This window comes from Chitinophaga sp. RCC_12, assembly GCF_041360695.1.
GTDB lineage: Bacteria > Bacteroidota > Bacteroidia > Chitinophagales > Chitinophagaceae > Chitinophaga.
Window position 1 is genome coordinate 149,455 of sequence record NZ_JBFUPS010000008.1, and the last position, 25,622, is coordinate 175,076.

Annotated in this window: 23 protein-coding genes; 12 read left to right on the top strand and 11 right to left on the bottom strand. The window is 48.4% G+C overall.

Going from position 1 to position 25,622, the window contains the following annotated elements:
* Positions 1-31: 31 nt before the first annotated feature.
* The 5 genes from AB6805_RS22385 to AB6805_RS22405 all read right to left on the bottom strand — a co-directional run bounded on the left by AB6805_RS22385 (position 32) and on the right by AB6805_RS22405 (position 6,334).
* Complete coding sequence (locus tag AB6805_RS22385; RefSeq protein ID WP_370911676.1) at positions 32-1,672, bottom strand: UxaA family hydrolase; 1,641 nt, start codon at positions 1,670-1,672, stop codon at positions 32-34.
* Positions 1,673-1,692: 20 nt separating this feature from the next.
* Complete coding sequence (locus AB6805_RS22390; RefSeq protein ID WP_370911677.1) at positions 1,693-2,475, bottom strand: SDR family oxidoreductase; 783 nt, start codon at positions 2,473-2,475, stop codon at positions 1,693-1,695.
* A 9-nt stretch (positions 2,476-2,484) separates the two neighbouring features.
* Positions 2,485-4,047 carry an aldehyde dehydrogenase (NADP(+)) gene (locus AB6805_RS22395; RefSeq protein ID WP_370911678.1) on the bottom strand — a complete coding sequence of 521 codons (1,563 nt, stop codon included), beginning with the start codon at positions 4,045-4,047 and terminating at the stop codon, positions 2,485-2,487.
* 18 nt (positions 4,048-4,065) lie between these two features.
* Positions 4,066-5,208 carry a glycoside hydrolase family 172 protein gene (locus tag AB6805_RS22400; protein WP_370911679.1) on the bottom strand — a complete coding sequence of 381 codons (1,143 nt, stop codon included), beginning with the start codon at positions 5,206-5,208 and terminating at the stop codon, positions 4,066-4,068.
* A gap of 106 nt (positions 5,209-5,314) precedes the next feature.
* Positions 5,315-6,334, bottom strand: coding sequence for a LacI family DNA-binding transcriptional regulator (locus AB6805_RS22405; RefSeq protein ID WP_370911680.1), 1,020 nt, complete (start codon positions 6,332-6,334; stop codon positions 5,315-5,317).
* A 122-nt stretch (positions 6,335-6,456) separates the two neighbouring features.
* Here AB6805_RS22405 and AB6805_RS22410 point away from each other — a divergent pair, with 122 nt between their 5' ends.
* The 4 genes from AB6805_RS22410 to AB6805_RS22425 all read left to right on the top strand — a co-directional run bounded on the left by AB6805_RS22410 (position 6,457) and on the right by AB6805_RS22425 (position 10,340).
* A complete protein-coding gene (locus AB6805_RS22410) occupies positions 6,457-6,960 on the top strand; it encodes a GNAT family N-acetyltransferase (protein ID WP_370911681.1) in 504 nt (167 codons plus the stop codon).
* A 63-nt stretch (positions 6,961-7,023) separates the two neighbouring features.
* On the top strand, positions 7,024-8,571 hold the full coding sequence (locus tag AB6805_RS22415; RefSeq protein WP_370911682.1) for a site-specific DNA-methyltransferase: 1,548 nt from the start codon (positions 7,024-7,026) through the stop codon (positions 8,569-8,571).
* 152 nt (positions 8,572-8,723) lie between these two features.
* Entirely contained in the window at positions 8,724-9,065 is a 342-nt protein-coding gene (locus tag AB6805_RS22420; RefSeq protein WP_370911683.1) for a YciI family protein, read from the top strand.
* 39 nt (positions 9,066-9,104) lie between these two features.
* The gene (locus AB6805_RS22425; protein WP_370911684.1) at positions 9,105-10,340 is read left to right on the top strand and encodes an RNA polymerase sigma factor; all 1,236 of its coding nucleotides are present in this window, start codon (positions 9,105-9,107) and stop codon (positions 10,338-10,340) included.
* A 27-nt stretch (positions 10,341-10,367) separates the two neighbouring features.
* On the opposite strand, the gene AB6805_RS22430 is transcribed toward AB6805_RS22425, so the two are convergent.
* The 3 genes from AB6805_RS22430 to AB6805_RS22440 are packed head-to-tail and all read right to left on the bottom strand — an operon-like array spanning position 10,368 to position 14,140.
* Complete coding sequence (locus AB6805_RS22430; RefSeq protein ID WP_370911685.1) at positions 10,368-11,591, bottom strand: low specificity L-threonine aldolase; 1,224 nt, start codon at positions 11,589-11,591, stop codon at positions 10,368-10,370.
* Between the two features lie 53 nt (positions 11,592-11,644).
* The gene (locus AB6805_RS22435) at positions 11,645-13,081 is read right to left on the bottom strand and encodes an MFS transporter (protein WP_370911686.1); all 1,437 of its coding nucleotides are present in this window, start codon (positions 13,079-13,081) and stop codon (positions 11,645-11,647) included.
* 21 nt (positions 13,082-13,102) lie between these two features.
* Positions 13,103-14,140: a bifunctional transcriptional activator/DNA repair enzyme AdaA gene (locus AB6805_RS22440; protein WP_370911687.1), complete on the bottom strand. Its 1,038-nt coding sequence runs from the start codon at positions 14,138-14,140 to the stop codon at positions 13,103-13,105.
* A 122-nt stretch (positions 14,141-14,262) separates the two neighbouring features.
* Here AB6805_RS22440 and AB6805_RS22445 point away from each other — a divergent pair, with 122 nt between their 5' ends.
* Positions 14,263-14,988: a class I SAM-dependent methyltransferase gene (locus tag AB6805_RS22445; protein ID WP_370911688.1), complete on the top strand. Its 726-nt coding sequence runs from the start codon at positions 14,263-14,265 to the stop codon at positions 14,986-14,988.
* Between the two features lie 59 nt (positions 14,989-15,047).
* Positions 15,048-15,590, top strand: coding sequence for a hypothetical protein (locus tag AB6805_RS22450; RefSeq protein WP_370911689.1), 543 nt, complete (start codon positions 15,048-15,050; stop codon positions 15,588-15,590).
* 45 nt (positions 15,591-15,635) lie between these two features.
* Here the strand turns inward: AB6805_RS22450 and AB6805_RS22455 are convergent, their stop codons facing one another.
* The 3 genes from AB6805_RS22455 to AB6805_RS22465 are packed head-to-tail and all read right to left on the bottom strand — an operon-like array spanning position 15,636 to position 16,773.
* On the bottom strand, positions 15,636-16,136 hold the full coding sequence (locus AB6805_RS22455; protein WP_370911690.1) for a DinB family protein: 501 nt from the start codon (positions 16,134-16,136) through the stop codon (positions 15,636-15,638).
* 52 nt (positions 16,137-16,188) lie between these two features.
* Positions 16,189-16,554 carry a hypothetical protein gene (locus AB6805_RS22460; protein ID WP_370911691.1) on the bottom strand — a complete coding sequence of 122 codons (366 nt, stop codon included), beginning with the start codon at positions 16,552-16,554 and terminating at the stop codon, positions 16,189-16,191.
* 15 nt (positions 16,555-16,569) lie between these two features.
* A complete protein-coding gene (locus AB6805_RS22465; protein WP_370911692.1) occupies positions 16,570-16,773 on the bottom strand; it encodes a hypothetical protein in 204 nt (67 codons plus the stop codon).
* Positions 16,774-16,938: 165 nt separating this feature from the next.
* On the opposite strand from AB6805_RS22465, the gene AB6805_RS22470 reads away from it, so the two are divergent.
* From AB6805_RS22470 to AB6805_RS22495, 6 genes are all read left to right on the top strand, one after another.
* Positions 16,939-17,547 carry an RNA polymerase sigma factor gene (locus AB6805_RS22470; RefSeq protein WP_370911693.1) on the top strand — a complete coding sequence of 203 codons (609 nt, stop codon included), beginning with the start codon at positions 16,939-16,941 and terminating at the stop codon, positions 17,545-17,547.
* A gap of 49 nt (positions 17,548-17,596) precedes the next feature.
* The gene (locus AB6805_RS22475) at positions 17,597-18,172 is read left to right on the top strand and encodes an RNA polymerase sigma factor (RefSeq protein ID WP_370911694.1); all 576 of its coding nucleotides are present in this window, start codon (positions 17,597-17,599) and stop codon (positions 18,170-18,172) included.
* 25 nt (positions 18,173-18,197) lie between these two features.
* A complete protein-coding gene (locus tag AB6805_RS22480; RefSeq protein WP_370911695.1) occupies positions 18,198-19,361 on the top strand; it encodes a FecR domain-containing protein in 1,164 nt (387 codons plus the stop codon).
* A 163-nt stretch (positions 19,362-19,524) separates the two neighbouring features.
* Complete coding sequence (locus AB6805_RS22485; RefSeq protein WP_370911696.1) at positions 19,525-23,169, top strand: SusC/RagA family TonB-linked outer membrane protein; 3,645 nt, start codon at positions 19,525-19,527, stop codon at positions 23,167-23,169.
* 21 nt (positions 23,170-23,190) lie between these two features.
* Positions 23,191-24,663 (top strand): RagB/SusD family nutrient uptake outer membrane protein, encoded by a 1,473-nt coding sequence (locus AB6805_RS22490; protein WP_370911697.1) that lies wholly within the window; start codon positions 23,191-23,193, stop codon positions 24,661-24,663.
* A 28-nt stretch (positions 24,664-24,691) separates the two neighbouring features.
* Positions 24,692-25,618, top strand: a complete 927-nt coding sequence (locus tag AB6805_RS22495; protein WP_370911698.1) for an ABC transporter ATP-binding protein — start codon at positions 24,692-24,694, stop codon at positions 25,616-25,618.
* Positions 25,619-25,622 lie beyond the last annotated feature (4 nt).

The window sequence follows — 25,622 nt, forward strand, 5'->3', positions numbered from 1 at the left end:
CGATGGCATTTTTAGCTTGATAAAATATGAACTATAGTGATACCCCTCTTTTCCAGGGAATAAAATCATCCTGTCCGAGTACCTGTGCTTTTGTCTGGTAGTTGCCGCTGGCGGTATTGATCACCATTTCCATAATGCGGGCAGCCACTTCATCGATGGTTTCTTCTCCGCTGATGATGGTGCCGGTATCAAGATCAATGATATCATGCATTTTGCGGGCGAGGATACTGTTGGTAGATAATTTAACGACTGGCGTAACAGGGTTGCCGGTAGGCGTACCAAGACCCGTGGTGAACAGTACAATGTTAGCGCCTGCGCCTACTTCCGCTGTAGTGGATTCTACGTCACTGCCAGGCGTACAGAGCAGGGCAAGACCAGGATGTTGTACCCAACCGGGATAATCTATTACATCGGTTACAGGGGAGGAGCCTCCTTTTTTCGCCGCTCCTGCCGACTTGATGGCGTCTGTAATGAGGCCATCGCGGATATTACCGGCAGAAGGATTGGAGTCGAAGCCGGAGCCTACTGCTTCCGCTCTGCTGGCGTAATCGCGCATCAGTTGCACATAGCGTGCAGCCATGTCCGTAGTAACGCACCGATCGCTCAGTTCCTGCTCCACACCGCACAGTTCCGGGAACTCTGAAAGTATCACAGAACCGCCCAGCGCTACCACTATATCGGCCACTTTGCCAACAGCGGGGTTGGCAGAGATACCGGAGAACCCATCGGAGCCGCCGCATTCCATGCCAATGCATAATTTGCTGAGTGGCGCTGGTTGCCGCTGCCAGCTGTTGGCCTGCGTTAACCCTTCAAAGGTTTGTTGCAATGCCTGTGTCATCAGTTCTTTTTCCGAACCTACCTGTTGCTGTTCGAGACAGATCACCGGTCTGTCGAAGCCGGGCGAACGTTTTTCAATTTCTTCCTTGAGGATACTGATCTGTGCATTCTGGCATCCAAGGCTTAACACCGTGGCGCCGGCTACATTGGGATGTGTGATGTAACCCGCCAGTAATCCGCAGAGGGTACGTGCATCGTCTTTAGTGCCGCCGCAGCCCATGGTGTGCGAGAGTAATTTAATACCATCTATATTGGGAAAGGTGCGGGTAGGCAGCGTAAGTGTGGCCGCAGCAGCGGAGCGACCTGGTTGTACGCCCTGCCGGAAATCCTGCAGCAATTGTTGCAGCATGGATTCATAGGGAGAGGGTTCCCGGTAGCCCAGCTCTTTCACCAGCATCTCATGCAGCAGTTGTACGTTACGGTTTTCGCAGAACACCAGGGGAATGATTACCCAGTAGTTACCGGTGCCTACGCGGCCATCATTTCGGTGATAGCCCATAAAGGTGCGGTTTTTCCAGGGAGATGTATCCGGCGGTGTCCATTCGGCGTGGCGTTCACCGCTCACGCTGAACTGACCGGAGGCATGCCGTATATTCCCGGTGGTGATGAGTTCCCCGGCAGGAAGATCTTCATTGGCCAGTCCTACCAGTACGCCGTACATAATGATGGGCGCATCTTTCGGGATATTGCCTGCCGTTATTTTATGTTTGGCGGCAACATCACGTATAGCTGTTACCGTTTGCCCGCCATTGCTCACCGAGGTGCCGGCAGGAATGTTTTGCAAGGCTACCCAAACATTGTCACCAGGATGGATTTGTAATATGCTTTGTTTCATTATTGCTTGAATAAAATAATTTATACCAGTGCCCTGTCGAGGTGTACATAGCCCCCATCCACATGAATAAGTTGCCCGGTAGTATGGCTCGATTTCCCCGACAGGAGGAAGGCGGTCATTTGTGCAATTTCTTCAGGGGTGGTCATGCGTTTTTCGAGGGGAATGCGTTCCACGATGCTGGCCAGTTTCGCTTCTTTGTCGGGGAAGGTATTGATCCAGTTTTCGTATAAAGGCGTCCACGATTCAGCTACCACGATGGCGTTTACACGGATGCTGAAAGGCAACAGTTCCACGGCCCATTCACGGGTAAGCGCATTGCGGCCACCGTTGGCGGCAGCATAAGCGGAAGTGTTACCCTGACCGGTTTCTGCGGTTTTTGAGGTGATATTTACAATGGCGCCTTTTGATATTTTGAGGTAGGGAAGTGCATGATGCGCCATCAGGTAATAGTGTACGAGGTTGCGGTGCAGTGATTGCATAAACGCTTCGTAGTTTCCTTTCTCCAGTCCAACGCCATCGTTGATACCAGCATTGTTTACCAGCCCGTCGATGCGCCCGAATTCCGCGGCAACCGCGGCCACGGCTTTTTCGCAGGCCTGCGGATCGGTGAGTTCCGCTACTGCCTGTGCACCCTGGCCACCTGCTTCACGGATACGTTCCAGTTGCAGGAGATTATCGGCTTCACTTCTGCCGATAATAACAGGGATGGCGCCTTCCTGTGCCAGCACGGCGCTGATAGCGGCGCCAATGCCTTTGGCGCCGCCGGTTACGATGATGATCTTATCTTTTAAACCCAGGTCCATACTTATTATTTAGAGGGATTTTTTTGAAATATCGCCATTCACCTGTCGCCATATATTCGTTGGATTTTCGTCTTGTAATTCCGGTGGCAGCAGGTAAGCGGGGAAGTCCTGGTAACATACGGGGCGGCAGAAGCGATAGATCGCTGCGGTGCCTACGGATGTGCCGGCGGCCGGCGTGGTAGCGGGCCAGGGGCCACCATGTACCATCGCATGACTAACGGCTACGCCTGTAGGAAATCCGTTGATGATGATCCTGCCGGCTTTCTCCCGCAGGATGTCGATCAAAGCGGCGTGTTGCTGCAGTTCTTCTCCGGTACCGTGAATGGTAGCGGTAAGCTGACCTTCCAGCTTCCTGGCTACCGTGTATATTTCTTCGATGCTGCCGGCATGAATATGCAGCGAAGAAGGGCCAAATACCTCGTGACAAAGAGCCGGGTTTTCCAACGCCTGGGCTGCGGTAACCTGCAGCAGGCTGGGGGCTGCCTGTTGATCGGCAGGAGTGGCTTCGCCCAGTATTTGTACGCCCTGCTCACGCAGGGTGGCAATACCGTTGTTATACGCCGCCAGGATCCCCGGTGTTAGCATATAGCCATTGGGCAGTGTGCTTATGCCTTGCTGCAGGGCGCTGATAAAGGTATCGGTGGACCCGCCGGCAGCGGTGATGAACAAACCGGGATTGGTACAAAACTGCCCGGTGCCCAGGGTAACAGATTGCAGGAATTGTGTGGCCAGGGCAGCGCCTTTCTCGCGGAGTATCCCCGGAAGAAAAAATACCGGGTTTACGCTGCCCATTTCCGCAAATACCGGGATGGGTACCGCTCTTCGTGTAGCCGTATCATATAGTGCTTTTCCTCCTTTGAAGGAGCCGGTAAAGGCGATGGCAGCTACCAGCGGATGAGCGGCCAGGTATTGCCCTGTTTCATGGGAGGTGCCATGCACCAGGGAGAATACGCCATCGGGCATATTGGTGCGGAGCACTGCTTTACGTATAGCCGTAGCAGTTAAATGTGAGGTATGCGGATGTGCAGGATGCGCTTTGAACACCACGGTACAGCCGGCCGCCAGTGCGGCGGTGGTGTCTCCGCCGGCCACGGAAAATGCCAGCGGAAAATTGCTGGCGCCAAAGATACCGGTAACGCCTATGGGAATCTGCATTTGCCGCAGGTCGGGAGCAGGCGTGGTGATTCGCGCATTTACCCAGGAGCCTTCCATGATGGTAGCGGCAAACAGCCGCAGCTGACCGGTGGTGCGGTCTCTTTCGCCCTGCAGCCTTGGTAGTGGCAGCCCGCTCTCCGCCGACGCAACGTTGATTAGTTCATCTCCCAGGGAAATTATTTCCTCCGCAATCGCCTCAAGGAAAGCGGCCCTTTGCAGCGAGGTTGTTTTTTTATAAACGGTGAAAGCCTGTGCGGCTAAGTTTAAAGCCGAGTCAATTTCGCCGGTAGTAGCTTCCCTGAATTCCTGCGGCAGCCATTGCTGCTGCGCAGGAGCGAATGCCCGGAAGGTGTGGTCACCTTCACCGGAAAAGTTATTGCCTATCATCTGCAATCCTGTCAACGAGGTTCTGTTCATCTTCCTTTATTTTTATGATTAGTTTACTTCCAGGTCGTTCATAGCCGGCAGTTTCGGGAACGGAGCGTGTGGTTCACGCTGGTACCAGTACACTACGCTGCTGATATCCGATTGTTGCGGAAGATAGCGTCCGCCGCTGCGCCAGCCCAGGTCCTGGATGGTGATCTTCAGTTCTTTTTCAAAACGTATTGGGTCCATAATATGCCAGCGGTACAATCCAAACCGTTGCTGTGATTTATACAACCCGTCGGGGCGTATTACCTGTGATAACCCGGAATAAGGTGTGCAGAATTCCTGGTAGCGGCCTTTCGTGTCGAAGTTGTAGGAGCCGCAGAAATAATCTTCCGTGCCGGTGCCGCAAATAGTGGGATATTGTTTATCGCCATCCATAAAGAATTTTATTTCTCCTTCGCCCCACCAGCCGTTGTTGTTGACGCCCCAGGCGATGTAGGTGCCTACGTACTGGCCTTTTCCCTTCACACCATCGATCATGGTAAAGCTCGCGTCTTTCACGGGATTATTGCGGCGGAACTGTGCATGGAAATAGCCGGCGTCTTCTGGTACGTTAGTAAGCGTGTAGTCGACCTGGTAGTACAAGGTCATTCTTTCTGTGTTGATATTTTCCATAGTGATGCGGCACTTCTTGCGGAAGGGCATAGCCCAGTAGCAGTTGAAGGCGCTGCCTGGATTTACACATACGGCCAGTGAATTGAGCGGTGCATATTCGCCCCAGCCCATCCCAAAGAAATCGCCTACCGGCACTTCTACGGAAGGCGTGGTTTCATCGTCCCAGTAAAAACGGAGGATAGAGTAGCGCCAGTTGCCGGTGGGTGTCATCCATATATGCTGAATGGCGCCGGGACCGCTGATTTCCGCGAGGGTAACGGTTTTCCCGGGCTCAATATGAATATAAGGATTTACTTTCCAGCCCTGGCCCAGCTCTTTTGCTGCGCTACGGGCATTGCCCTGGTCGAGTGTGGCCATGCCGCCTTTGCCGGGTTCGCCGGTAAAGTTTTCGGGGCTGATAGAACGGGTTTTGGCATCAGACAAACGGTAGAGGTTTCCCATGTTCATCTCCAGGCCATTAAAGGGTTGCTGGGCGCTGGTGGCCGTCCATGTGAAGAGCGCAATAAAAGAAAGAAGCAATAACTTTTTCATCATACGTGAATATTAAAAGATTAGGTTTTACGGGTTTCTTCTGAATATAGCTTTATCGTTTAAGCAATCGGGTAAATTTTTAAAGATCACTTTCACGCGTGGTCGTGTGTTACCGGCTGCCACAGGATTTTCTTACCACCAGCGTTGTGTCAATGCAAATCGCGGTGGTGGCAGTAGTATGGTCCAGGATCTGTTCCAGCAGCACGCGCACTGCGGCCTTTCCTATTTCAAGGATCGGCTGTCGTACAAATGTTACAGGTGCGTAAAACAAATCCAGCGCTTCTCCTTCATCAAATGTAATCACCGCCAAATCATCGGGTATGCGTATACCCAGTGTATTAATGTATTTCAATCCCTCTATCGCCAGGCTGTTGGTAGCAAAGAAGATAGCATCTGCTGGCTGTTTTCCTTTCAGCAGCTGATCAATCGCCAGCCTGATATCTTCTTTCAAATGCGAGTACCTTGCCTTCTTCAGCAAACTATTACTTGCTTTTATATCATGTTGCTGCAACGCGTCCTGGTAGCCGCCTATCCTTTCGCTGATATGGTGCAGCGTGGTTTTATAAGCCACCATGCCAATCCGTTTTCTGCCCAGTTTAATAAGATGCGATACTGCTGTTGCGGCGGACTCGCGGTTATTAACGGCAATATAACTGGCCGGAATCTCCGGAAAGAACCGGTCGATCAGCACAAAAGGGATTTTCTGCTCTTTCAGCTGCAGGATCTGCTGCTCCGATCCTTCGGTAGGAGTGATAATAAGGCCATCTACCTGCCGGTTTACGAGCACATTGATCAGGTCCTGCGACTTATCCACGTTTTCATCTGAGCTGCCAAAAATCACGTTGTAATTGTGTTTTTTGGCCTCGTCTTCAATAGTCCGGGCAATATTGGCAAAGAAAGGATTGGAAATGTCCGCCACGATCAGGCCAATGGTAAAAGACCGGCCGCTTTTAAGGCTGCGCGCAATATGATTGGGCTGATAGTTCAGTTTCCGCGCAATTTCACGGATCTTCTTCGCCATCTCTTCCCCGATCCGGGCCTTCTTGTCTTTGTTGGTCAGCACATAAGATACCAGCGCAGTGGATACACCTGCTTCGGTAGCGATATCTTTCAGCGAGACTTTCTTCATCTTTTAAAAATATGCTTAAACGTTTAAGTTTGCAAGCTTTTGGGTAATTTTTTTTGAGAGAAGAACTTTTGACCAACTCCGGGTATTTGTATTTTTACCCGCAATGGTCTATTTTTAAGGGCATGATACAACTGGAAACATTTACTGCTGCGGACTTTGACCGTTTTATATCCTGGATCGACAATGAAGAAGCATTGGTACAGTTTGCAGGCCCGTTGTTTACTTACCCGTTAACCCACGGGCAACTAACCGCCTACCTGGAACAAACCCAAAAGAAACCTTTTAAGATCCGGTTAGTGGAAACCGGTGAGGTGATTGGTCATTGTGAACTGAATTTTGAAAAGGAAATGCCCCGCTTATCCCGCATCCTGATAGGCGACAAGAACATGCGTAATAAAGGATTGGGAAAACAGGTGGTGAAAGAAATGGTGAACAGGTTATTCAGTACTACGGAGCATACGGCGGTTGACCTGAATGTGTTCGACTGGAACCACAACGCCATTGCGTGTTACACGCAGCTGGGTTTCCGGATTAACCCGGAGATGGCCGGTACCACGGAGGTAGGCGGGAAAATATGGCATACACATAATATGGTATTACAAAAAGCCGACTGGCAGATGCTGTAATATTTCCCTACTTTAGCAGTTGGGCCGGCATTTGCCGGCAGTAATAAACTGAAGCCGATCAGCATGGAGAAACCAGACCATACTTCGCCCTCTTTGGTGAATGAAAATCTTGAAAAGCTTGCCGCCCTTTTTCCGGATTGTGTGGTGGAAAGTGCCAATGGTAAAGTGGTTGATTTTGATTTGCTGAAGCAGGAAATTGGCCATGCAGTAGTAGAAGGTCCCAGGGAAAGATACCGCCTGGACTGGCCCGGGAAGCGCGCTGCCATTATTTCCGCCGGCAAGCCGGCTACACAGGCACTGCACCCGGTAAAAACAGATTCCCTGCACTTTGATGAAACGGCGAATATTTATATCGAAGGAGATAATCTCGAAGTACTGAAATTGTTGCAGCCGCACTATCTCGCTAAAGTAAAAATGATCTACATTGATCCGCCCTATAATACCGGTAGAAATTTTGTATACAGTGACAATTTTACACAAAGCAACGGAAACCATCAACCATTGAACAGTCCACCGGATGAATCCCCGGAGGTGGGCGGCAGATACCACGCTAACTGGCTTTCCATGATGTACCCCCGGCTGAAACTGGCCGCTGCTTTGTTGCGCGAAGACGGGATCATTTTTATTTCCATTGACGACAGGGAATTGCCTAACCTCCGCAGGATCTGTGATGAGATTTTTGGAGAGATAAATTTTGTGAGCTGCCTGCCACGCCTCACAAAAAAAGCCGGTAAATCCACCAGCATGATCGCCAGGAATAACGATTATGTATTGTGCTATCGCCGGTCACCTTACGCGCGCTTTAATACGACCACATTTGAAGCGCAGGGATACACCAACGCTGATGAATATGAACCGGAAAGAGGCAGGTATAAATTAAATCAAACGCTCGATTACAGCTCTATCCAGTATTCTGCCTCGCTTGATTATGAAATTGAAATAGACGGGCAGGTGCTGAGACCCGGAAATGTTACCCGGGAAGAAATGCTGAAAAGGCAGCAGCGTAACCCCCAAAGTGATTTTTGCTGGAGATGGAGCAAAGGGCTGTATGAATTTGGTTTAAAGCATGGGTTTGTGGTGCTGAAGCAATCAAGGCACGGCTACCGCATTTATACAAAAACATACGAGAAGGCCACTATTTCCAAAGCAGGCAGCGGGTATGCGGTGGAAATGAAAGAAAGAACCAAAGCCTTCACCAGCCTTGATTTTATTGATAACCGGTTTTCAAACGATAATGCCAGGAAAGATATGGGCAAATTGTTTGAAGGGAAGATATTTGAGTATTCAAAACCGGTATCTCTCATCAGTGAACTCATCGCCCTGTCTACCTCCGCAGGCGATATTGTGCTGGATTTCTTTTCCGGGTCTGCCACCACTGCGCATGCGGTATTTTCACTGGCTGCGCACACGGGGCAGCAGCGGAAATTTATCCTGGTGCAGGAGCCACAGCTTACGGCTGAAGACAGCGACGCTTATCATGCCGGGTATAAAAATATTTGCGAGATAGGGAAAGAGCGGATACGGAGAGCCGGCAAGGCAATAAAAGAGGAAACCGGCGCCGCGTTCGACGATGGTTTCCGCGTATACCGGTTAGGCCCCGCTGAGCTATAGTTGTATTGCTGCGGAACAATCCGCTGCTACTTAACCACCGGCGGCCATCCCTGCCGTTTGATTTTTTATTCCGTTATATTTGATCCGGTATGTCCAATTGCTGCCATTCCATTTGTTATAAGGTATATTATCACACTTAAAACTTTAAAAAGATGGAAGAATTTATGTTGATTTTCAGACACGAAGATGGCAACAAAGTGGCCTCCCCGGAGCAAATCCAGGTTTGGATGAAACAAACGATGGACTGGATCGGCGGCATTGCCGCACAAAACAAATTTGTAGAAGGAAATGGTTTGCCTTTTGCCGACAGCAGGGTAGTGCATCATAATAACGTGGTGACTAACGGGCCTTTCGGCGAAATTAAAGAAACCATCGGCGGCTACATTATTGTAAAAGCAGCATCCGTAGAAGAAGCGGTGAAGTTCGCAAAAGGAAGCCCGGTATTGCAGGGAGACGGTAATACGGTGGAAGTAAGGAAAGTGGATCGTCACTAAAAAGTATAAGCCCCTGTGCAACAGGGGCTGTTTTAATGTATGGCACAATCCGAATTAATACCACATTTGTTCCGTACAGAGTTCCGGAAAATAACGGCGGTGCTCTGCAAGGTTTTTGGCATAGAACACCTGCAGGTGGCGGAAGACATTGCCAGTGAAACGTTTTTGTCGGCAATGGAAACCTGGACCTATAAAGGAATTCCGGAGAATCCAACAGCATGGCTATATCTCGTGGCAAAAAATAAGGCGAAGAATTACTTTCAGCGGAATCAACTGTTTGCAGCAAAAATTGCCAGCCAGATCAAGTATACTTCCCCTGGCAGTGAAGAACCCGACATCGACCTGTCTGATAAAAATATCACTGATAGCCAGTTGCAGATGATATTCGCTATTTGTCATCCTGGTATTTCAAAGGAAGCGCAGATTGGGCTTGCACTCCGCGTGCTCTGCGGGTTTGGGATTACAGAAATTGCCAACGCATTTTTAACCAATAAGGAAATTATCAATAAACGTTTGTTCCGGGCGAAAGAAAAACTGCGCGAAGCAAAAGTGCAGATGGAGTTCCCGGGAGAAACGGAGATCAAAAAACGCCTGGATACGGTACTCACCACACTGTACCTGCTTTTCAATGAAGGCTATTATTCTGAAAGCCAGGATGCCGTGTTGCGGGAAGATTTCTGCCTGGAGGCCATGCGGCTGACTTACCTCTTGCTGGAAAATGCCGCTACCAATACGCCGGAGGTAAATGCCTTATTTGCCCTGATGTGTTTTCACGCATCGCGGTTTGAAGCACGGAAAAATGAAAACGGTGAGCTTATCCTGTACCGGGACCAGGACGAGTCACGCTGGAATGAAGCGCTGATCGCCAAAGGCGCGTGGTTCCTGCATGAAGCCTCCGGTGGTAAAAAGCTCTCCCGTTATCATCTTGAAGCTACTATCGCTTACTGGAATACACAAAAGCAGGATACACCGGAAAAGTGGGAGAGTATCCTGCAACTGTATAACCGTTTGCTGCAAATCTGCTATTCGCCGGTGGCGGCATTGAACAGAACATATGCATTGTCAAAAGCCAACGGGAAGGAAGCAGCCATCGCGGAAGCAGAAAAACTGCAGCTGACGGATAACCACTATTATTTTGTGCTGCTGGGAGAATTGTATACAGATATTGATAATAACCGTGCCGTTACCCATCTTCAAAAAGCTTTATTACTGGCTAAAACCGAAGCAGATAAACAAACCATTCAAAAGAAACTGGCCGGGTTGGCAGCTATGTAAGCCGGTCTGAAATATAACATACAGCAATCAGCTGCTGATACGCAGCGCAGTTGAAAATGCAGTGGTAATAGCGGCGTTATCCCTTCTGAGTATAGTCGGGTTCACCATCATACGCGAAGCACCATAAGCCTGCGGCTGACCCACAATAATTCCTTTCTCTTCCCGGAGCCATTTGGCTGCTTTTACGGTATCGGTCTGTTTATCAAAATGCAGGTCAAAGATATTGGTCCCTCTTTCCCTTGCCGTTATTTTTATACCGTTAATGTTGTTCAGCTCTTTAAACAACGCCTGTGCTTTTTTGATAGATGCCTGTAATACTCCGTCGATGTCCCGCAGGTGATGCAAGGCCATGGCTGCATTTCCCCAGTTGGTGAAAATGCCGCCGCCATGTACTTTCAGCAGGTGCGGCATTTTGTCGATCACTTTCTTTTCACCGCACAGGATAGCGCCGCCCTGTGCACCGAGGTATTTATAAAGGCAGAGATATACCGTGTCGAAGTTTTTCGTATAGTCGATTACTTTATTCCCGGTAAACGCGGCCGATATATGCAGCCGCGCGCCATCCAGGTGTGTTTTTATGCCCTGCTCCCGGCAATAGGCAGTGATGGCGGTGATATCTTCCAAAGGAAAAAAAGTATTGCTGAATCTTCTCACCGGCGTTTCTATGGAGAGTGCACCCACCGGGGCTTCAAACGCTTCTTCTGTTTTATGCCAGCTGATGGCCTGCTTCAGTTCCTCCAATGTAAAAGCAGCCTGGTCTTTTCCCAGGGGAACCAGTCTTTTATTAAACACCGTTTGTGCTGCATCGGCTTCATCACGGTAAACGTGGCTGCTTTCCTGTACCATTACTTTTGGATGATCACCGGAAAGCACCTGTAAGGCCAGCTGGTTGGCTAGTGTGCCGGATGGCATGTATATCGCCGCCTCTTTGCCGGTGATTTCACAGCATTTGTCCAGCAATTCTTTCAGTGTGCCGTCCGTACCATAAAAATCCCTGGTGATAGGATGCTGTTGCTGGATAAGTTGAAGTTGTTGTATATAATCTGCCGGCCTGTAAAAGATACCGTCGTTGATAAAATATATCCTTTCGCTGTCTTTGTCGGGATCCATGTTATCAGGATGGGCTATTGCCTTGGATACCAGTGGCAAAGCGCCCGCCAATGCGCTGAGGGAGGCTGCTTTAAGGAAATGTCTACGCGGAATATAGGTCATAAACAGTTGTTTTTTACGGGAAGACATAAACCTGTTCATCCGGTAAATATAACAAACGCAGCACGTTACTTTTCATTGTGAGTAATACTTTTTTATATGCCTTCAGTGGGAATGCCTGTTGTGTGCATATCCATATTTTCAGGCAGCAGCCAAAGCATCCATCCTACTATTGCCAGGCAGCAGATACCGGTAAGGATCCCCCAGTCGAGCGCTTTGCTGTAATCCGGAAAATGCGGACTGCTATTGATCACGTAATAAAATACACCACCCACAATACTGATGCCCAGTGCAGAAGCAGTTTGCTGGAAAGTAGAGAAAACGCCTGCCGCTGCTCCTGCAAATTTTACAGGTACGCTTTTCAAAACAATGTTTAACAGGAAAGGTAATACCAGTCCGTTGCCCAGGCCGTATAATCCTATCAGCAGTATTACATACAGGGTGCTGACGTGTGGCTTGAAAAGCAGGAGTTGCAGTAGGAAAGAAATAAGAATGATAAGTAGTCCTGCCTGCAATACTTTTTTCCCGGACCGTACTATCAGCTTAGAAGCGAGCACAGAGGAGATCATAAACAACACCGCATGCGGAAGAAAGAACATGCCGCAGTCCAACGCCGTATAGCCGAGGCCGTTCTGTAAATATACGGCGCTCATCAGCAGGAAAGCAGTGTGCATCATAAAGTGAAACAGTACCGCCAGCAGGCCGATATTAAATTCCCTGATCTTAAAGAGTGCCGTATCAATTAAACAGCCTTTCTGTAAAAGTGTTTTTGTTTGCTGGTCGCGGATAAAGAAGGCAAATATGAAAACGGCCAACAGCATCAACCCGATTGCCCACAGCGGCCATCCCATTTCGCGTCCTTTGGTGAGCGGATAGATGAGGCAAACCAGTCCTGCTGTGAGGATAGCGGCGCCGGAGTAGTCAAACTGCTGACCCGTATCCCTTGGTGTTTCATCAAGATATTTCCGGATAGCCCATAAGGATACGATCCCAACGGGGAGGTTGATGAAAAAGATAAGCCGCCAGCCGGCGATGAGAAAATGGGTATCTACCAGATAACCGCCCAGGATCTGGCCAATGATAGCGGCAATGCTTAACGTGATACCATACCACCCGATGGCCTTTGCCCTTTCCTGCGGGTCGGTAAACAATACCTGTATGAACGCGATGGATTGCGGCACCATCAGGGAGGAGCTCACCCCTTGCAGAAAGCGCATGATGTTTAACTCCAGCGGGGTTTGCGCTAACCCACATCCGCAGGAGGTGAGGGTAAAGAGCAGCATGCCCAGGAAGAAAATTTTCTTTCTGCCAAGATAATCGCCGGCCCTGCCACCGGTAATCAGGAAAGAAGCGCTGCCCAGCAGGTACCCGGCTATCACTAGCTGTACTTCGCCGTCGGTAGCTTGCACGCCTTTCTGAATACCGGGAATCGCCATGTTGATAATGAAGATATCAATGACATAGAGCAGCGGGGCCGTTAAAATAACGGCCAGGGCAATCCATTTGGAATGCCGGTGTTGTTTTGGGTTCATAACCTCGTTTATGTGAATGTTTTACCGGTTACCCTGTTCCAGGTCGAGTAACCATTGTTTTCGCCAGATGCCGCCGCCGTAGCCGGTTAAACTGCCGTCTTCTCCAATTACGCGGTGGCAGGGGACAAGGATGGAGATGCGGTTCATGCCATTGGCATTTGCGATGGCACGGATGGCTTCCGGCTTTTGCAGGGCGATGGCCTGTTGCTTGTAAGACCTGGTGCTGCCATACGGAATAGTTTGAAGCAGGCGCCACACCGATTGCTGAAAGTCTGTGCCTGGCATAAACAAAGGCACCGTGAATGTTTTTCTTCTTCCGGAAAAATACGCTTCCAGCTGCTGTTCTAATACATCAAAATGTGGGTTAGCGCCCTGGATGATATTGGCGTTGAGTTTTTGTGAAAGTTGTTTTAATTCCGTTTCCAGCATCTTCCGGTCAGTGAATTCCAGTAAGCAAATGCCTGCCTCCACTGCGCCTGCAAACATAGTTCCCAGCGGCGTTTCCAGGCGTGTGATATTCATCACCTGCTTTTGTTTGCTATTGGATGGCGATACCCCGAATACTGATCTGAATGAATCGGCAAAGCCGCTCAGGGATTCGTAACCGGCGTCAAATGCTGCCGCCGTTACGGGTTCGCCATGCTGAATTTTTTTGAAAGCAGCATTAATGCGGAACATGCGCTGGTATGCCTGGAAAGTAATACCATGATTTTTCAGGAACCACCGCCTGATGGCGCTGGGTGCTATACCTTTTACAGCCAGGTCTGCATCTTTGAATTTCCGTGAGGGGTTTTCATTCAGCTCCTGCAGGATCGCCCTGATAGCCGGAGGTGTTTCATCCAGTTTTTCCAGCGGGCTGCATACCTTACAGGGCCGGTATCCCTTTGTAATAGCTTCTTTCGTGGTTTTAAAGAATTCTACATTTTCCCTTTTGGGTTTCCTGGCCGTACAGGTAGGACGGCAGAATATCCCGGTGGTTTTAACCCCTGTTATGAAGCTGCCTTCATAAGCCACATTTTTATCAAGTATCGCCTGGTACATGATTTCGTCCGTCAGCATGTATATCTTTTTTTCAAAAGTACGCCAGCTGAACCTGGGTAACAACCGGAAATTGAACAAGTATTTTTTTAGCGTACCTCGTAGTTGTGTAACTTTAAATACGGAGATAAAAACCATGCTATATGCAGGAAGAAAAAGCAAGCGGCTGGGACTTCAGCTATTTAATCAACACAGGCAGAATGATGGAAAGCCCTTTGCCCTGGAACTATTTTGTAATGGTGTGCCGCCATCTGAAGCCGGGCTGTACCCTTCTCGACCTGGGAACCGGCGGGGGAGAGTTTTTAAGCCTGCTACCCGGTAAAGAACAATTTCGTATATACGCTACCGAAGGATACATTCCCAATGTGGTACTCGCCCAAAAACGGCTGCATTCGTTTGGCGGAACGCTTGTTCATGAGTATACAGATGATAACCTGCCTTTTGAAGATAATTATTTTGACCTGGTAATAGATCGTCATGAGAGTTATGATCTGAAAGAAGTATATCGTATCCTGAAGCCCGGCGGACACTTCATTACCCAACAGGTGGATGGAAGAAGTGATCTTTCCATCGCGGAGGTACTGGGAGTGAAACCTAATGAAGAATTTTTGCACTGGAACATCGATTATGCGCTGCAGCAGTTTGCACCAACCGCTTTCAGCATTCTTCACCAGCAGGATGATTATGGCTTTATGCGTTTTTATGATGCGGAGGCATTGCTGTTTTATATTCGCTCTATGCCTTACTTGTTTGAGGAATACGACAGCTTTGATTTTGAGCAGCTGTCGGCCCGGCTGTCGGATTATTTTGACCTGCATACTTTCCTGGATGTGCGGAAAGACAGGTTCATCATTGTGGCGCAAAAGTAAGCGCAGGCAACAATATTCCCCGGCTGGTTGTTAGAAGATAAGAGAAACATCATATGATCATGAAAAATATACTGCTTTTTCTGTTGTGCTTACCGCTTTTTACTTTCGCGCAGCGGGAGAAATTACTGTATGGTTACGCTTATGGAATGATCCACGACGGTAGCGGCGGCGGTGGCGTGACGGCGAACGTGGAGCTGCTGAATCATATCATTAGTGTAGGGCCGGGTGTGGAGCTCACTTCTTACAATGATCATTCCTTGATCCCGGTATTTGCGGATGTGAAAATCAAACACCGCTTCGGACATATAGATCCTTATATCACCGGGCAGTTCGGCAGGAATGGCTATAATGTAACCCGCACTGCGGAAGTGCCGTCAGGAACGGGGCAGGAATCTGTTACTTTCAATGAATCCGGTAAATATTTTTATGGAGCAGGTGCTGGTGTTGCCTGGCACTTCAGTAAGATAGGCGTGTTCGCTTCTTATATTTACCGCGGTTATAAATACCGGTACCCCGACAGGATAGCGGAAGAGGATCACAGCGTTGTGTTCGGCGAAAAATCCGTTAATGCAAATGTGTTTGTTGTGGGAATTGTATTTTGAAGCAGGTGCTGACTAATGCCGGCTGATATTTTTTAAATTGATGAATTACCGGCTTAAAATATCCGCAAGCTGTTGTTGTTTAATCCGCTCAATCTGGCGCCTGTGCCGGAGTACATGCACAATGGCGTGTTCGGCCATTTGTTCTATATCGTATACCTGTCCCCAGCCGGCTTTTATTTTTAACGCATCGTCCATTTGTTCCAGTTCATCATCTTTAAATGCTGCGAATATTTTTTCTGTGAAGATAAATACCTGGGTCAGGTCTTCCAGGTAAGCGTTTACAGTAAGATGAAATGTTTTGGCAGGACGCGTCAGCTGCGGGCCCCGGAGGTTGTGAATACTGGTGGCATAGCCAAATCCGGAGCTGACTACATGCGACAATATGGTTTGAACCGACCGGCAGTTTTCGTCGGCTGTATGCGGATCGGTGATAACAGTGAGTGCGTGATCGGGAATGGTCCTGATCACTTCTTTCAATTCCGAAATGGCTCTTTCATATTCATCAAGCAATGCGCCGATAGCGCCCTGTCTGAAAGTTTGGGTCATATGTTTTATGATGGTCCTGTCAAAAGTAGGACATTCACCTGATAAGAAGACGTTAATAGTCCGACCGCTTTTTAGCTTCCTTTGTTGCCAGGTCCAGCAGGGAGTTTCTGATCACCTTTGTATAGGCATCCCTGCTTTTATCGCTATAGGTAAATGACTGCAGGTATTGTTCATAATCCTTTCCTTCGTAGGTCATTTTCTTTGCCAGCAGGAGCCAGGTCTCCGGACCGGCTTCTTTCCCGAAAATATGGATAATGGTAAGGGTGTTGTGCGTTAACAATGCGTTGAGGTAATCCTTATGTTCCTTTGAGGTATCTTCTTTTGCAATGAGGTCTTTCATCACCACTGCGCCGAGGTCAACGCTGTTCGCATCATATACCGGCTGGGGAGTATCGTCCGCTTCCCGCAGGCTGTCCACTCTTTTATAGTAAATTTACTGCGTTGCCTTCATGGTGGCTGCTGCTTTCTTCAGCTTTTTTGCGTCGGCCTTTTCATTGCTCAGTGTGATAGCTGCTTTCTTTACCAATGCTAAGAATTGCGCCTGCTTAACAGTATCCATTTGTTGTGCGAAACTATTCCCGGTAATAAAAAGTAATAATAGAGCAGCTGCAAAGGCAATGAGTGTCTGCGGTTTCATAAGGTCAGGTATTTTTTAAAACAGGCAAATATATAATATATTATCTATATACTGATCCGGTATAAAAAAATAACCTTTCAGCAGATTTTATTAATAAATTTACTTCCGCAACCAATTTCCAATTTACTAATCAAGGAATTCATCCTGATTTCATTGATTCATCATATGAGGGGTTCCGGAATTCATGAGGATCTGCCAGGAGAGCAGGAGTTGCTCCATCGCGTAGCTGACGGTGACACCATGGCGTTTGCCATATTGTTTAAAACGCACAAGGAAAATTTGTATACCACTGTTTTGCGGGTAACCGGCAGTCGTGAGATGGCGGAAGATGTATTACAGGAAGTATTTATCAAGGTATGGATGCACCGGGACCGATTGCCGGGTATTATTAATTTCCCCGGATGGCTGTACAAAGTAGCCGAATATGCCGGCTTTAAAGTAATCCGCAGTAACCGCCGCATTGCCGGTGGGCTGCAGGCTTTATCCAATGATCCGTTAACGCCGCCGGAGAAAGATCCCGTTGATATTTTTATTGAGAAAGAGTACGACCAGCTGTTGGAGGCTGCCATTGCGCAGTTACCGGAAAAACAGCAGCTCACCTACCGGCTCGTCAAGCAGCAGGGACTAAAAAGAAAAGAGGTGGCAGCACGATTGTCGGTATCGCCAGAAACAGTTAAATGGAACCTCGATCAGGCGAATCAGTCCGTCCGTAAATACTGTATGGCGCACCTTGGACTTACCCTGGCTTTCATGCTGCTGAACGGTTTGCAATAATTTTTTTCGTCCTTACCCCCCAATTGTTATTCCCGTGGCTCTTATATATATGATTCACAGGAAAGGCCGTAAAAATCATACTGTTTATCTGCCTGATGAAGCAGGGTTACTCGGGAGAATTGCCAACGGAGATACTGCTGCCTTTGCCACGGTATTCGCGCATTACAGGAAGCAACTGTATACAACCATCTATCACCTTACGGGGAGCCGGGAGCTGGCGGAAGATGTGTTGCAGGAAGTTTTTATGAAGGTGTGGTTGCACCGGGAACGGTTGCCGGTAATCACACATTTCGGCGGCTGGATTTACCGGGTAACGGAACATGCCGGTTTTAAAGTGATCCGTGAGTTGCGCAGAACCGTCAGCAACCCGCAGTCACCGCCGGAAACGGATAAGAAAGATCCGCTGGACCTCTACATCGAAAAGGAGCTGGATACCTTGCTGGACGAGGCGGTAGCACGGCTGCCGGATAAACAGCAACAAACCTATAAGCTGATAAAAGAGGAAGGACTAAAAAGAAATGAAGTGGCCGATCAGCTCCTGGTATCACCGGAAACGGTGAAATGGAACCTGGACCAGGCGATGCGATCGATACGGCGGTTTTGCCTGGCAAAGCTTTCCCATTAAAAACATACACCTAAGAAATTGAATGATGGAACTACCAGATAATATAGCTGCTTTATATCACCGTTGTATACAGGGCGCCGCTACTGCAGAGGAGCAGGCCACATTCCTGCAATATCTGCAGGAACCTGGTCATGAAGATATCCTGCGGGAAGTACTGCGCCGCGGTTTGCGGGAACCCAAACCGCTGACAGATCTCCCGCCGGAGCGGGAAGAAGTGGTGTGGCAGACTATTATGGCCTCCACCGGGGCTACGCCGGCTGCAACACCGGTATACCGGGTGGCCTGGTTCCGTATGGCAGCTGCGGCCTCTATAGCAGTATTGTTGGCCATAGGTGGCTATACTTATTACCGTTCGCATGAAAGCAGACCATTGGCGGTGCAAACACCACTGGCGCCGGGTGGCAACAAAGCCATACTCACGCTGGGCAATGGTAAGGTGATCACACTGGATAGTATTGGAAACGGGCAAATTGCCGGTGAAAATGGCGTGGTTAAACAAAACAACGGCAAACTCGCTTATGCCGCTGATCCTGCCGGAGCTGTTACCATGCACGTGCTTACTATACCGCGCGGCGGGCAATATCAGCTGGAACTGTCTGATGGTACAGAAGTGTGGCTCAACAGTGCTTCTTATATCAGGTATCCCAACCGTTTTGGTGATAAGGAAAGGACCGTGGAAATTTCGGGAGAAGCATACATCAGTGTGGCAAAGAATGCCACAAAACCTTTTATCGTTGTTTCGAAAGGACAACGCATTGAAGTATTGGGAACAGCATTTAACCTGATGGCCTATCCTGATGAAGCAGCCATAAAAACTACGTTGATAAACGGCGCTATCAAGGTGATACAACAGGGAACACAAAAAATACTAAAACCCGGTCAACAGGCCGCCGTAACAAACAACACGCCCGGTATTACCATTACCACACCGGACCTGGAAGAAGTGCTGGCCTGGAAGGAAGGAAAGTTCCGGTTTTATAATACAGATATCGCTACTATTATGCGGCAGGTAGCCAGGTGGTATGATGTAGAGGTAGTATACCAGGGACAATTACCGGAAGAAGAATTTTACGGCGCCATTCCAAAAAGCGAAAATGCCCGGCAGATCCTGGATGTGCTGGAACTGACACGCAAAGTACATTTTGAAATAAAAGGGAAGCAGATCATTGTTATTCCAGGTCCGAGGTAAATTTAAACCAACCAGTCATTGTGAATGAAAAATAAATAAACAGGAGTACATCAACCAAAGAAAAATCCGGATATGGGAAAACATTTCCGGATAGCAGCAGGAACTAAACGTAAAACCAGCATCGCTTTTCAGCATTACTTTAACAACCAAACCGGTACAAGATATGAACTCAATTGTACATGGCAGTCCCGTGCCTGATTGTATGCCACCTAAACTGACCAGATTTATAAAGGTGTGTTTCTTTATTTTTACAGCAGCATTGCTTCTTAGTGCAAATACCTACGCACAAAAGATTACGATTACAGGACGGAATTTATCCCTGGAGAAGATCTTCAGGGAAGTAGAAAAACAAACAGGATATTCTTTTCTCGTCAGTAAAGAAACGCTGAAGAAAGCAAAATCCGTCAGCCTGAATGCGAAAGATGCATCCCTGGCGGATGTATTGGATCAATGTCTTTCAGAACAACATCTCACCTGGGAAATAAAAAACAAGGTGATTGTGATTACGCCTGCACCGTCTTCTACAGGGCCTCAGCAAATAGTCATGCAGGCGGTGCCATCCAATCCCGGCAGGGTGCTGAGCGGGCGTGTGATAGATGAACATAAAAATCCGGTCATAGGCGCCACCATCCGGGCTGATGTAGCCGCCGACCGGGTGCAGATGTCTTTTACAGATGAAGACGGTGGCTTCTTTTTATCCGAAGTAGACCTTCCGGTGGTGAAGGTGCAGATTACAAGTGTGAATATGGAACCCTGGACCGGCGAGCTTAAATTGGACGGACAGCAACATACCATCGTGGTAAAAAGTAAAATATACCAGCTCACCGATGTAAAAGTGATTGTTAACACCGGCTACCAGCAACTCGATAAAGAAAGGGCCACCGGCTCCTTTGGTAAACCCGATATGGAGATTGTTGCCAAACGCACCGGCACCATGGATATCATGCAAAGGCTTGATGGACTGGTACCGGGATTAACCCTTGCAGTAGGCAGCGATTACGATGTGGAAACGCAAAACGGTAACGGAAACGGCGTAAAAACCAGGAGAAGTGTGATCCGGGGAAAAGGCAGCATCCAGTTGAATTCGGATCCGCTGTATGTGATCAACGGCATGATCGTAAATGATTTCAGCACGTTGAATCCCGATGATATTGAAAATATCACGGTATTGAAAGACGCCGCTGCCGCCGCCATTTATGGGGCGAGAGCAGCTAATGGCGTTATAGTGCTTACCACCAAATCAGGTAAAAACAATCAACGGCTCACGGTTAATTACAGCGGCTTTATCAACTTCCAGGGTAAACCCGATTATAGCTATATCCCGGTGATGAACAGTCAGCAGTTCATTGCCACCTCAAAAGAATTATTCAACCCGGAGCAGTTTCCCTGGAACACCCTGTATGATAAAACCATTCCACCGCACGACCAGCTCCTGTATGATCATTACCGCGGGCTGATCTCTGACGCGCAGTACAACAAAGGAATGGACAGCCTGGCCTCCATCAACAACCGGCAGCAGATCCTGGATGTGCTGGTTCGCCCGGCGTTTACCACTAACCATACTGTTTCAGTGAGCGGCGGAAATAATGTGTATTCATTTTATGGATCATTGGCCTATACGATGTCGCAGGATAATATGCCGGGGAACAAAGACAATAGTTACAAAATAAACCTCACCCAACATCTGCAGCCAAACAGGAATATTAAGATCTCTGTAAACGCTTCCCTCATCAATAACGTACAAAGCTCAAAAAATTCAATAGCATCTGGTCCTAATGTGGTGCCCTACCTGTTACCCAAAGATGCCTCCGGGAAAAACGTAGCAATGCCTTTTATGTCCGGGTGGTCAGATTCCCTGCGGCTCGATTACCAGGCCCGCAGCAGGATCAATATGGATTATGTACCGCTCGATGAAGTGGATTATGCGCACAGTGAAAGGAATACCATTTTCATTAACCTCACGGCTAACGCAAATATTAAGCTCTGGAAAGGTTTAAGTTTTGATGGTACCTATGGTTATGTAAAATCTCCGGGTGTCAACAATTACTTTTTGGATAACAGGGCGTTTATGCAGCGGCGGGAGCTCCTGGGTTTTACCATAGCACCCACTGTTAATTCCACGCCTCAATACCTGGTACCCATCACCGGCGGGACCTTCGGTAACGGCCACAACGATCAGCGCAACTGGACGGTGCGGAATCAACTGGTATACACAGCAGAACCCCGCGAAGGCCGGGACCACCTGATGGTACAGGTAGGGCAGGAGGCACAGGAGCAATTCAATTTTTCAACTACCAGTACTTTTTTAGGATATGACGAAAAACTGGGCACCTACGGCCTGGTAGATTATGCAACACTGACCCAGGGTGTAACAGGTGCGGTCAGCGGCTACGGCTACCTGCAGCGACCATACTCCATTAATCAAACGCTTTCGCGCTTTACCTCAAAATTCGCACTGGCCAGTTATACCTTCAATGATAAATATAGTGTAGACGGGAGCTGGCGCCAGGATCACAGCAATCTTTTTGGCAGCGATGTTTCTTCGCAGAATAAGCCGATATGGAGTTTTGGCGCTAAATGGCAACTGGCGAAAGAGAATTTCTTTAAGCCCATCACCTGGGTGGATGATCTTAGTATCAGAACTACCTATGGTATCACAGGTAACTCGCCCTACGTCGGGTCGGCGTCGAGGAATGATATCCTGAATGCCATTTCGCAGGCAAATAGCGGCGGAATAGCCGGTGATGCATTAGGCATCGTATCTACCGCTAATACCAAACTGGCATGGGAACATACCGCAACTGTAAATATCGGCATCGACTATTCACTGCTGAAAGGAAAGATCAGCGGAGGCATCGATTTGTACAGCAAAACCACCACCGATATGCTGGGCAATGTTTACCTGAATCCGTTCACCGGGTATAAAACCAGTATAGGCAACCTCGGTAAGTATTCCAATAAAGGAATTGAGCTGAATCTTACTTCCCAGAATATCCAGGGAGACGGTTTGAACTGGTCTACTACATTTATATTCAGCTATAATAAAAACAAGCTGCAGGACTTTGAAGCGTTATCCGCGTATTCCAATACCGGTGATTATAAAATACAGTCGTTTTATTACATCGGTTATCCCGCCGGACCTGTTTTTGCCTACACCTGGGGAGGATTGGATAATATGGGTGACCCGCAGATAAAACTGAGTGATAAATCCATTACCAAAGACCCTTATTACCAGGCGAAGAATGAAGATATCAAATATATGGGCACCACTAATCCCGTTTTCAACGGAGGGCTTTCCAACACTTTCGGTTACAAGGGCATTTCTCTTTCGGTGAACATGATTTATAACATGGGCAACGTAATGCGCCGCGATGTAAACAATTTCACCTCCGACCGGCCCGGGTATTATGCGTCAGGATTTTCTTTCGGAAACCTGTCGAGCTATTTCCTGGACCGCTGGAAAAAGCCCGGAGACGAAGCTATCACCAATGTGCCTTCCTATGTGGCCAATCCGAATGAAGATTACAGCCGGCGCAACATGATGTATTATTACAGGGCCGATATTAATGTAGTGAGCGCCTCCTATCTCAAGATCAGGGATCTTACACTTAATTATGAACTGCCCGCTGCGTGGCTGAAACCCTTGAAAATACAGCAACTGAGCATATACGGACAAGCCACCAATTTTATGGTATGGAGAGCCAATGATCTTGGCATTGACCCGGAATACCACGACATGCGGCAGGGATACCGGTCCACACCTCCTTTCCGGCACAGTTACAGCCTGGGCGTAAATCTTACTTTATAAGTGAACATAAATGAACAGATCATGATAAAGAAAATAATTTGTCCTTTCTTATACATAACGCTGCTCTTTTCCTTTGTTGCCTGCAAAAAGGATTTCCTGGAAGTAGTGCCGCAGGGTAACCAGGTAGCCACTACCACCGACGATTATGATAAGCTGATGAACAATCCCCTTTTTTATATGAACGAAGTTTCGGGGTGCCAGGAAGCCGTATCAATGGGAGATGAAACAGGTGCGGAAGCGGCTTTCCTGAATAGAGGCTCTGTATGGATGCCGCGGCTTTTTCAATGGGCCGACAGTATCTACAAACCCGGCGATGAAATACCGTACCCTTTCATGTTACGGGAGGGACTGGAAAATATGTACCTGCTTAACAAGATCATTACAGAAGTAATGGCATCATCGGGTGGGTCAGACACACAGAAGAAACAACTCCTCGGGGAAGCAAAAGCGACCCGCGCCTGGCTGAATTTCCTGTTTGTCAATTACTACGCAAAACCTTACAATGCAGCTACTGCCGCCACAGATCCGGGTTTCCCTGTTATTGATAAAGCGGATATTACGGTGCAGCGGTTCGATCGTGGCACTGTACAAAGCAGTTACGACTTTATTATTAAAGACCTTACCGACGCGCTGGCGGATGTGCCCATGCAACCACGCATCGTTACCCGCATGTCGAAACCCGCAGTGGCCGGGCTGTTGGGGAAAGTGTACCTGTTTATGGGCCGTTATGCGGATGCGTTGCCATTACTGGATGATGCGTTTGCCGCTATTGCTGCCAACGGCGCACCGGTGCTGTATAACTACAACGTGGAGTTTGCACCGGGCGGCACATTTCTTCCCATCGATCCAACCTTTGGTCCGCAAGGTCCGGGCGTTAACCGCAATGATACCCGGGAAGCAATTCTTTCTAAAGTTTATTACAATGGTCCCAACAGGGGCAATATGTTTGGTACCGACGGACTGGTACTGATGCCGGCCACCGCAGCCTTGTATGGGCCTCATGATCAACGCCTGTTGTTGTATACCAATAAAGATCTGGATGGTAACCTTAATCCCGGTGGCAGGTTGCGCAAATATGGTATTACCTGGTCGCGCTACGGGTTGCAATTACCCGAATTGTACCTGCTACGGGCAGAGTGCAGGGCCAGAACAAACGACCTGGGTGGCGCCATAACAGACCTGGAAACATTGAGAAGAAACCGGATGCCGGCTGCCGATGCGCAGGTTCCGGCTGCTGTTGCGGGCAACCAGGTAGCGCTGATAAAATATATTATCGATGAGCGTATCCGTGAATTTGCACAGGAAGGGTACCGCTGGTTTGATATGCGCAGGTTATCAGTAGATCCCATTTTCAGCGGGAAAGCCATCACACGCAATTTGTATAACACCAACGGAACCACTACGGTGATTACCCTGAGGCAGCCGGACCGCCTGGTGATGAAAATACCGCCTTACTTTTTACAGAACAACCCGGGTATGCCCGACAATCCATAATTAAATTATTAAAACAGACCAACACGATATGACCAGCATTGTAAAGCTCGAGCACCTGTCTCATAAGTATAGCAGCTCATGGGCGATCCGTGATATCAATATAGAGATCAGTAAAACCGGTATTGTAGGACTGCTGGGATCCAATGGTGCGGGTAAATCCACCACCATGAACATCCTCTGCGGCGCCCTGAACCAAACAGAAGGGAATGTATATATCAACGGGATCAATATGCGGGAAGATCCGCAACTCGCCAAAAGAGAGATCGGTTTTTTGCCACAGAACCCGCCGCTGTACATGGATCTGACTGTAGATGAATACCTGGGTTATTGCGCAGGGCTAAGACAGTTACCAAAAGACAGAATGAAACCAGCCATAAAAGAAGCCAAGGAACGTTGCGGCATCGACCACTTCAGCAGCCGGTTGATCCGCAATCTTTCCGGCGGCTACCGGCAACGTGTAGGCATTGCACAGGCCATTGTTCACCGCCCCCGCCTGGTGGTACTGGATGAACCTACCAACGGCCTCGATCCTAACCAGATCACGGAAGTACGCGCCCTGATCAAAGAAATTGCGCAGGACCGGGCGGTTATCTTTTCTTCTCACATTCTCTCCGAAATACAAGTGCTCTGTAAAGAAATCAAGATGATTGAAAACGGAAGGATTGTATTCTCCGACAGTATGGACGCATTCAATAACTATGTGGAACCGCACAGCGTTATCATGCACCTGGAAAATCCACCGGCTGCCGCTGAACTGCTGAAAATAGACGGGGTTACAAAAGCGGATTTTCTTACGGAAAGACAAGTACGCCTGTATTTCAACGGAAGCCAGGACATCACCGAGAAGCTGATCGTTGCCAGTGTGCAGAACGGATGGCGGCTGCGTGAGATCAATCTTGATAAAACAGCACTCGATGAGATCTTCAAACAATTATCCAGTCAATCATCTCAATAAAAAT

Bases quoted from the DNA above. Each gene is read 5' to 3' on its own strand.
- AB6805_RS22385 (WP_370911676.1), bottom strand. From the start codon at position 1,672: ATGAAACAAAGCATATTACAAATCCATCCTGGTGACAATGTTTGGGTA.
- AB6805_RS22390 (WP_370911677.1), bottom strand. From the start codon at position 2,475: ATGGACCTGGGTTTAAAAGATAAGATCATCATCGTAACCGGCGGCGCC.
- AB6805_RS22395 (WP_370911678.1), bottom strand. From the start codon at position 4,047: ATGAACAGAACCTCGTTGACAGGATTGCAGATGATAGGCAATAACTTT.
- AB6805_RS22400 (WP_370911679.1), bottom strand. From the start codon at position 5,208: ATGATGAAAAAGTTATTGCTTCTTTCTTTTATTGCGCTCTTCACATGG.
- AB6805_RS22405 (WP_370911680.1), bottom strand. From the start codon at position 6,334: ATGAAGAAAGTCTCGCTGAAAGATATCGCTACCGAAGCAGGTGTATCC.
- AB6805_RS22410 (WP_370911681.1), top strand. From the start codon at position 6,457: ATGATACAACTGGAAACATTTACTGCTGCGGACTTTGACCGTTTTATA.
- AB6805_RS22415 (WP_370911682.1), top strand. From the start codon at position 7,024: ATGGAGAAACCAGACCATACTTCGCCCTCTTTGGTGAATGAAAATCTT.
- AB6805_RS22420 (WP_370911683.1), top strand. From the start codon at position 8,724: ATGGAAGAATTTATGTTGATTTTCAGACACGAAGATGGCAACAAAGTG.
- AB6805_RS22425 (WP_370911684.1), top strand. From the start codon at position 9,105: ATGGCACAATCCGAATTAATACCACATTTGTTCCGTACAGAGTTCCGG.
- AB6805_RS22430 (WP_370911685.1), bottom strand. From the start codon at position 11,591: ATGAACAGGTTTATGTCTTCCCGTAAAAAACAACTGTTTATGACCTAT.
- AB6805_RS22435 (WP_370911686.1), bottom strand. From the start codon at position 13,081: ATGAACCCAAAACAACACCGGCATTCCAAATGGATTGCCCTGGCCGTT.
- AB6805_RS22440 (WP_370911687.1), bottom strand. From the start codon at position 14,140: ATGCTGACGGACGAAATCATGTACCAGGCGATACTTGATAAAAATGTG.
- AB6805_RS22445 (WP_370911688.1), top strand. From the start codon at position 14,263: ATGCAGGAAGAAAAAGCAAGCGGCTGGGACTTCAGCTATTTAATCAAC.
- AB6805_RS22450 (WP_370911689.1), top strand. From the start codon at position 15,048: ATGAAAAATATACTGCTTTTTCTGTTGTGCTTACCGCTTTTTACTTTC.
- AB6805_RS22455 (WP_370911690.1), bottom strand. From the start codon at position 16,136: ATGACCCAAACTTTCAGACAGGGCGCTATCGGCGCATTGCTTGATGAA.
- AB6805_RS22465 (WP_370911692.1), bottom strand. From the start codon at position 16,773: ATGAAACCGCAGACACTCATTGCCTTTGCAGCTGCTCTATTATTACTT.
- AB6805_RS22470 (WP_370911693.1), top strand. From the start codon at position 16,939: ATGAGGGGTTCCGGAATTCATGAGGATCTGCCAGGAGAGCAGGAGTTG.
- AB6805_RS22475 (WP_370911694.1), top strand. From the start codon at position 17,597: ATGATTCACAGGAAAGGCCGTAAAAATCATACTGTTTATCTGCCTGAT.
- AB6805_RS22480 (WP_370911695.1), top strand. From the start codon at position 18,198: ATGGAACTACCAGATAATATAGCTGCTTTATATCACCGTTGTATACAG.
- AB6805_RS22485 (WP_370911696.1), top strand. From the start codon at position 19,525: ATGAACTCAATTGTACATGGCAGTCCCGTGCCTGATTGTATGCCACCT.
- AB6805_RS22490 (WP_370911697.1), top strand. From the start codon at position 23,191: ATGATAAAGAAAATAATTTGTCCTTTCTTATACATAACGCTGCTCTTT.
- AB6805_RS22495 (WP_370911698.1), top strand. From the start codon at position 24,692: ATGACCAGCATTGTAAAGCTCGAGCACCTGTCTCATAAGTATAGCAGC.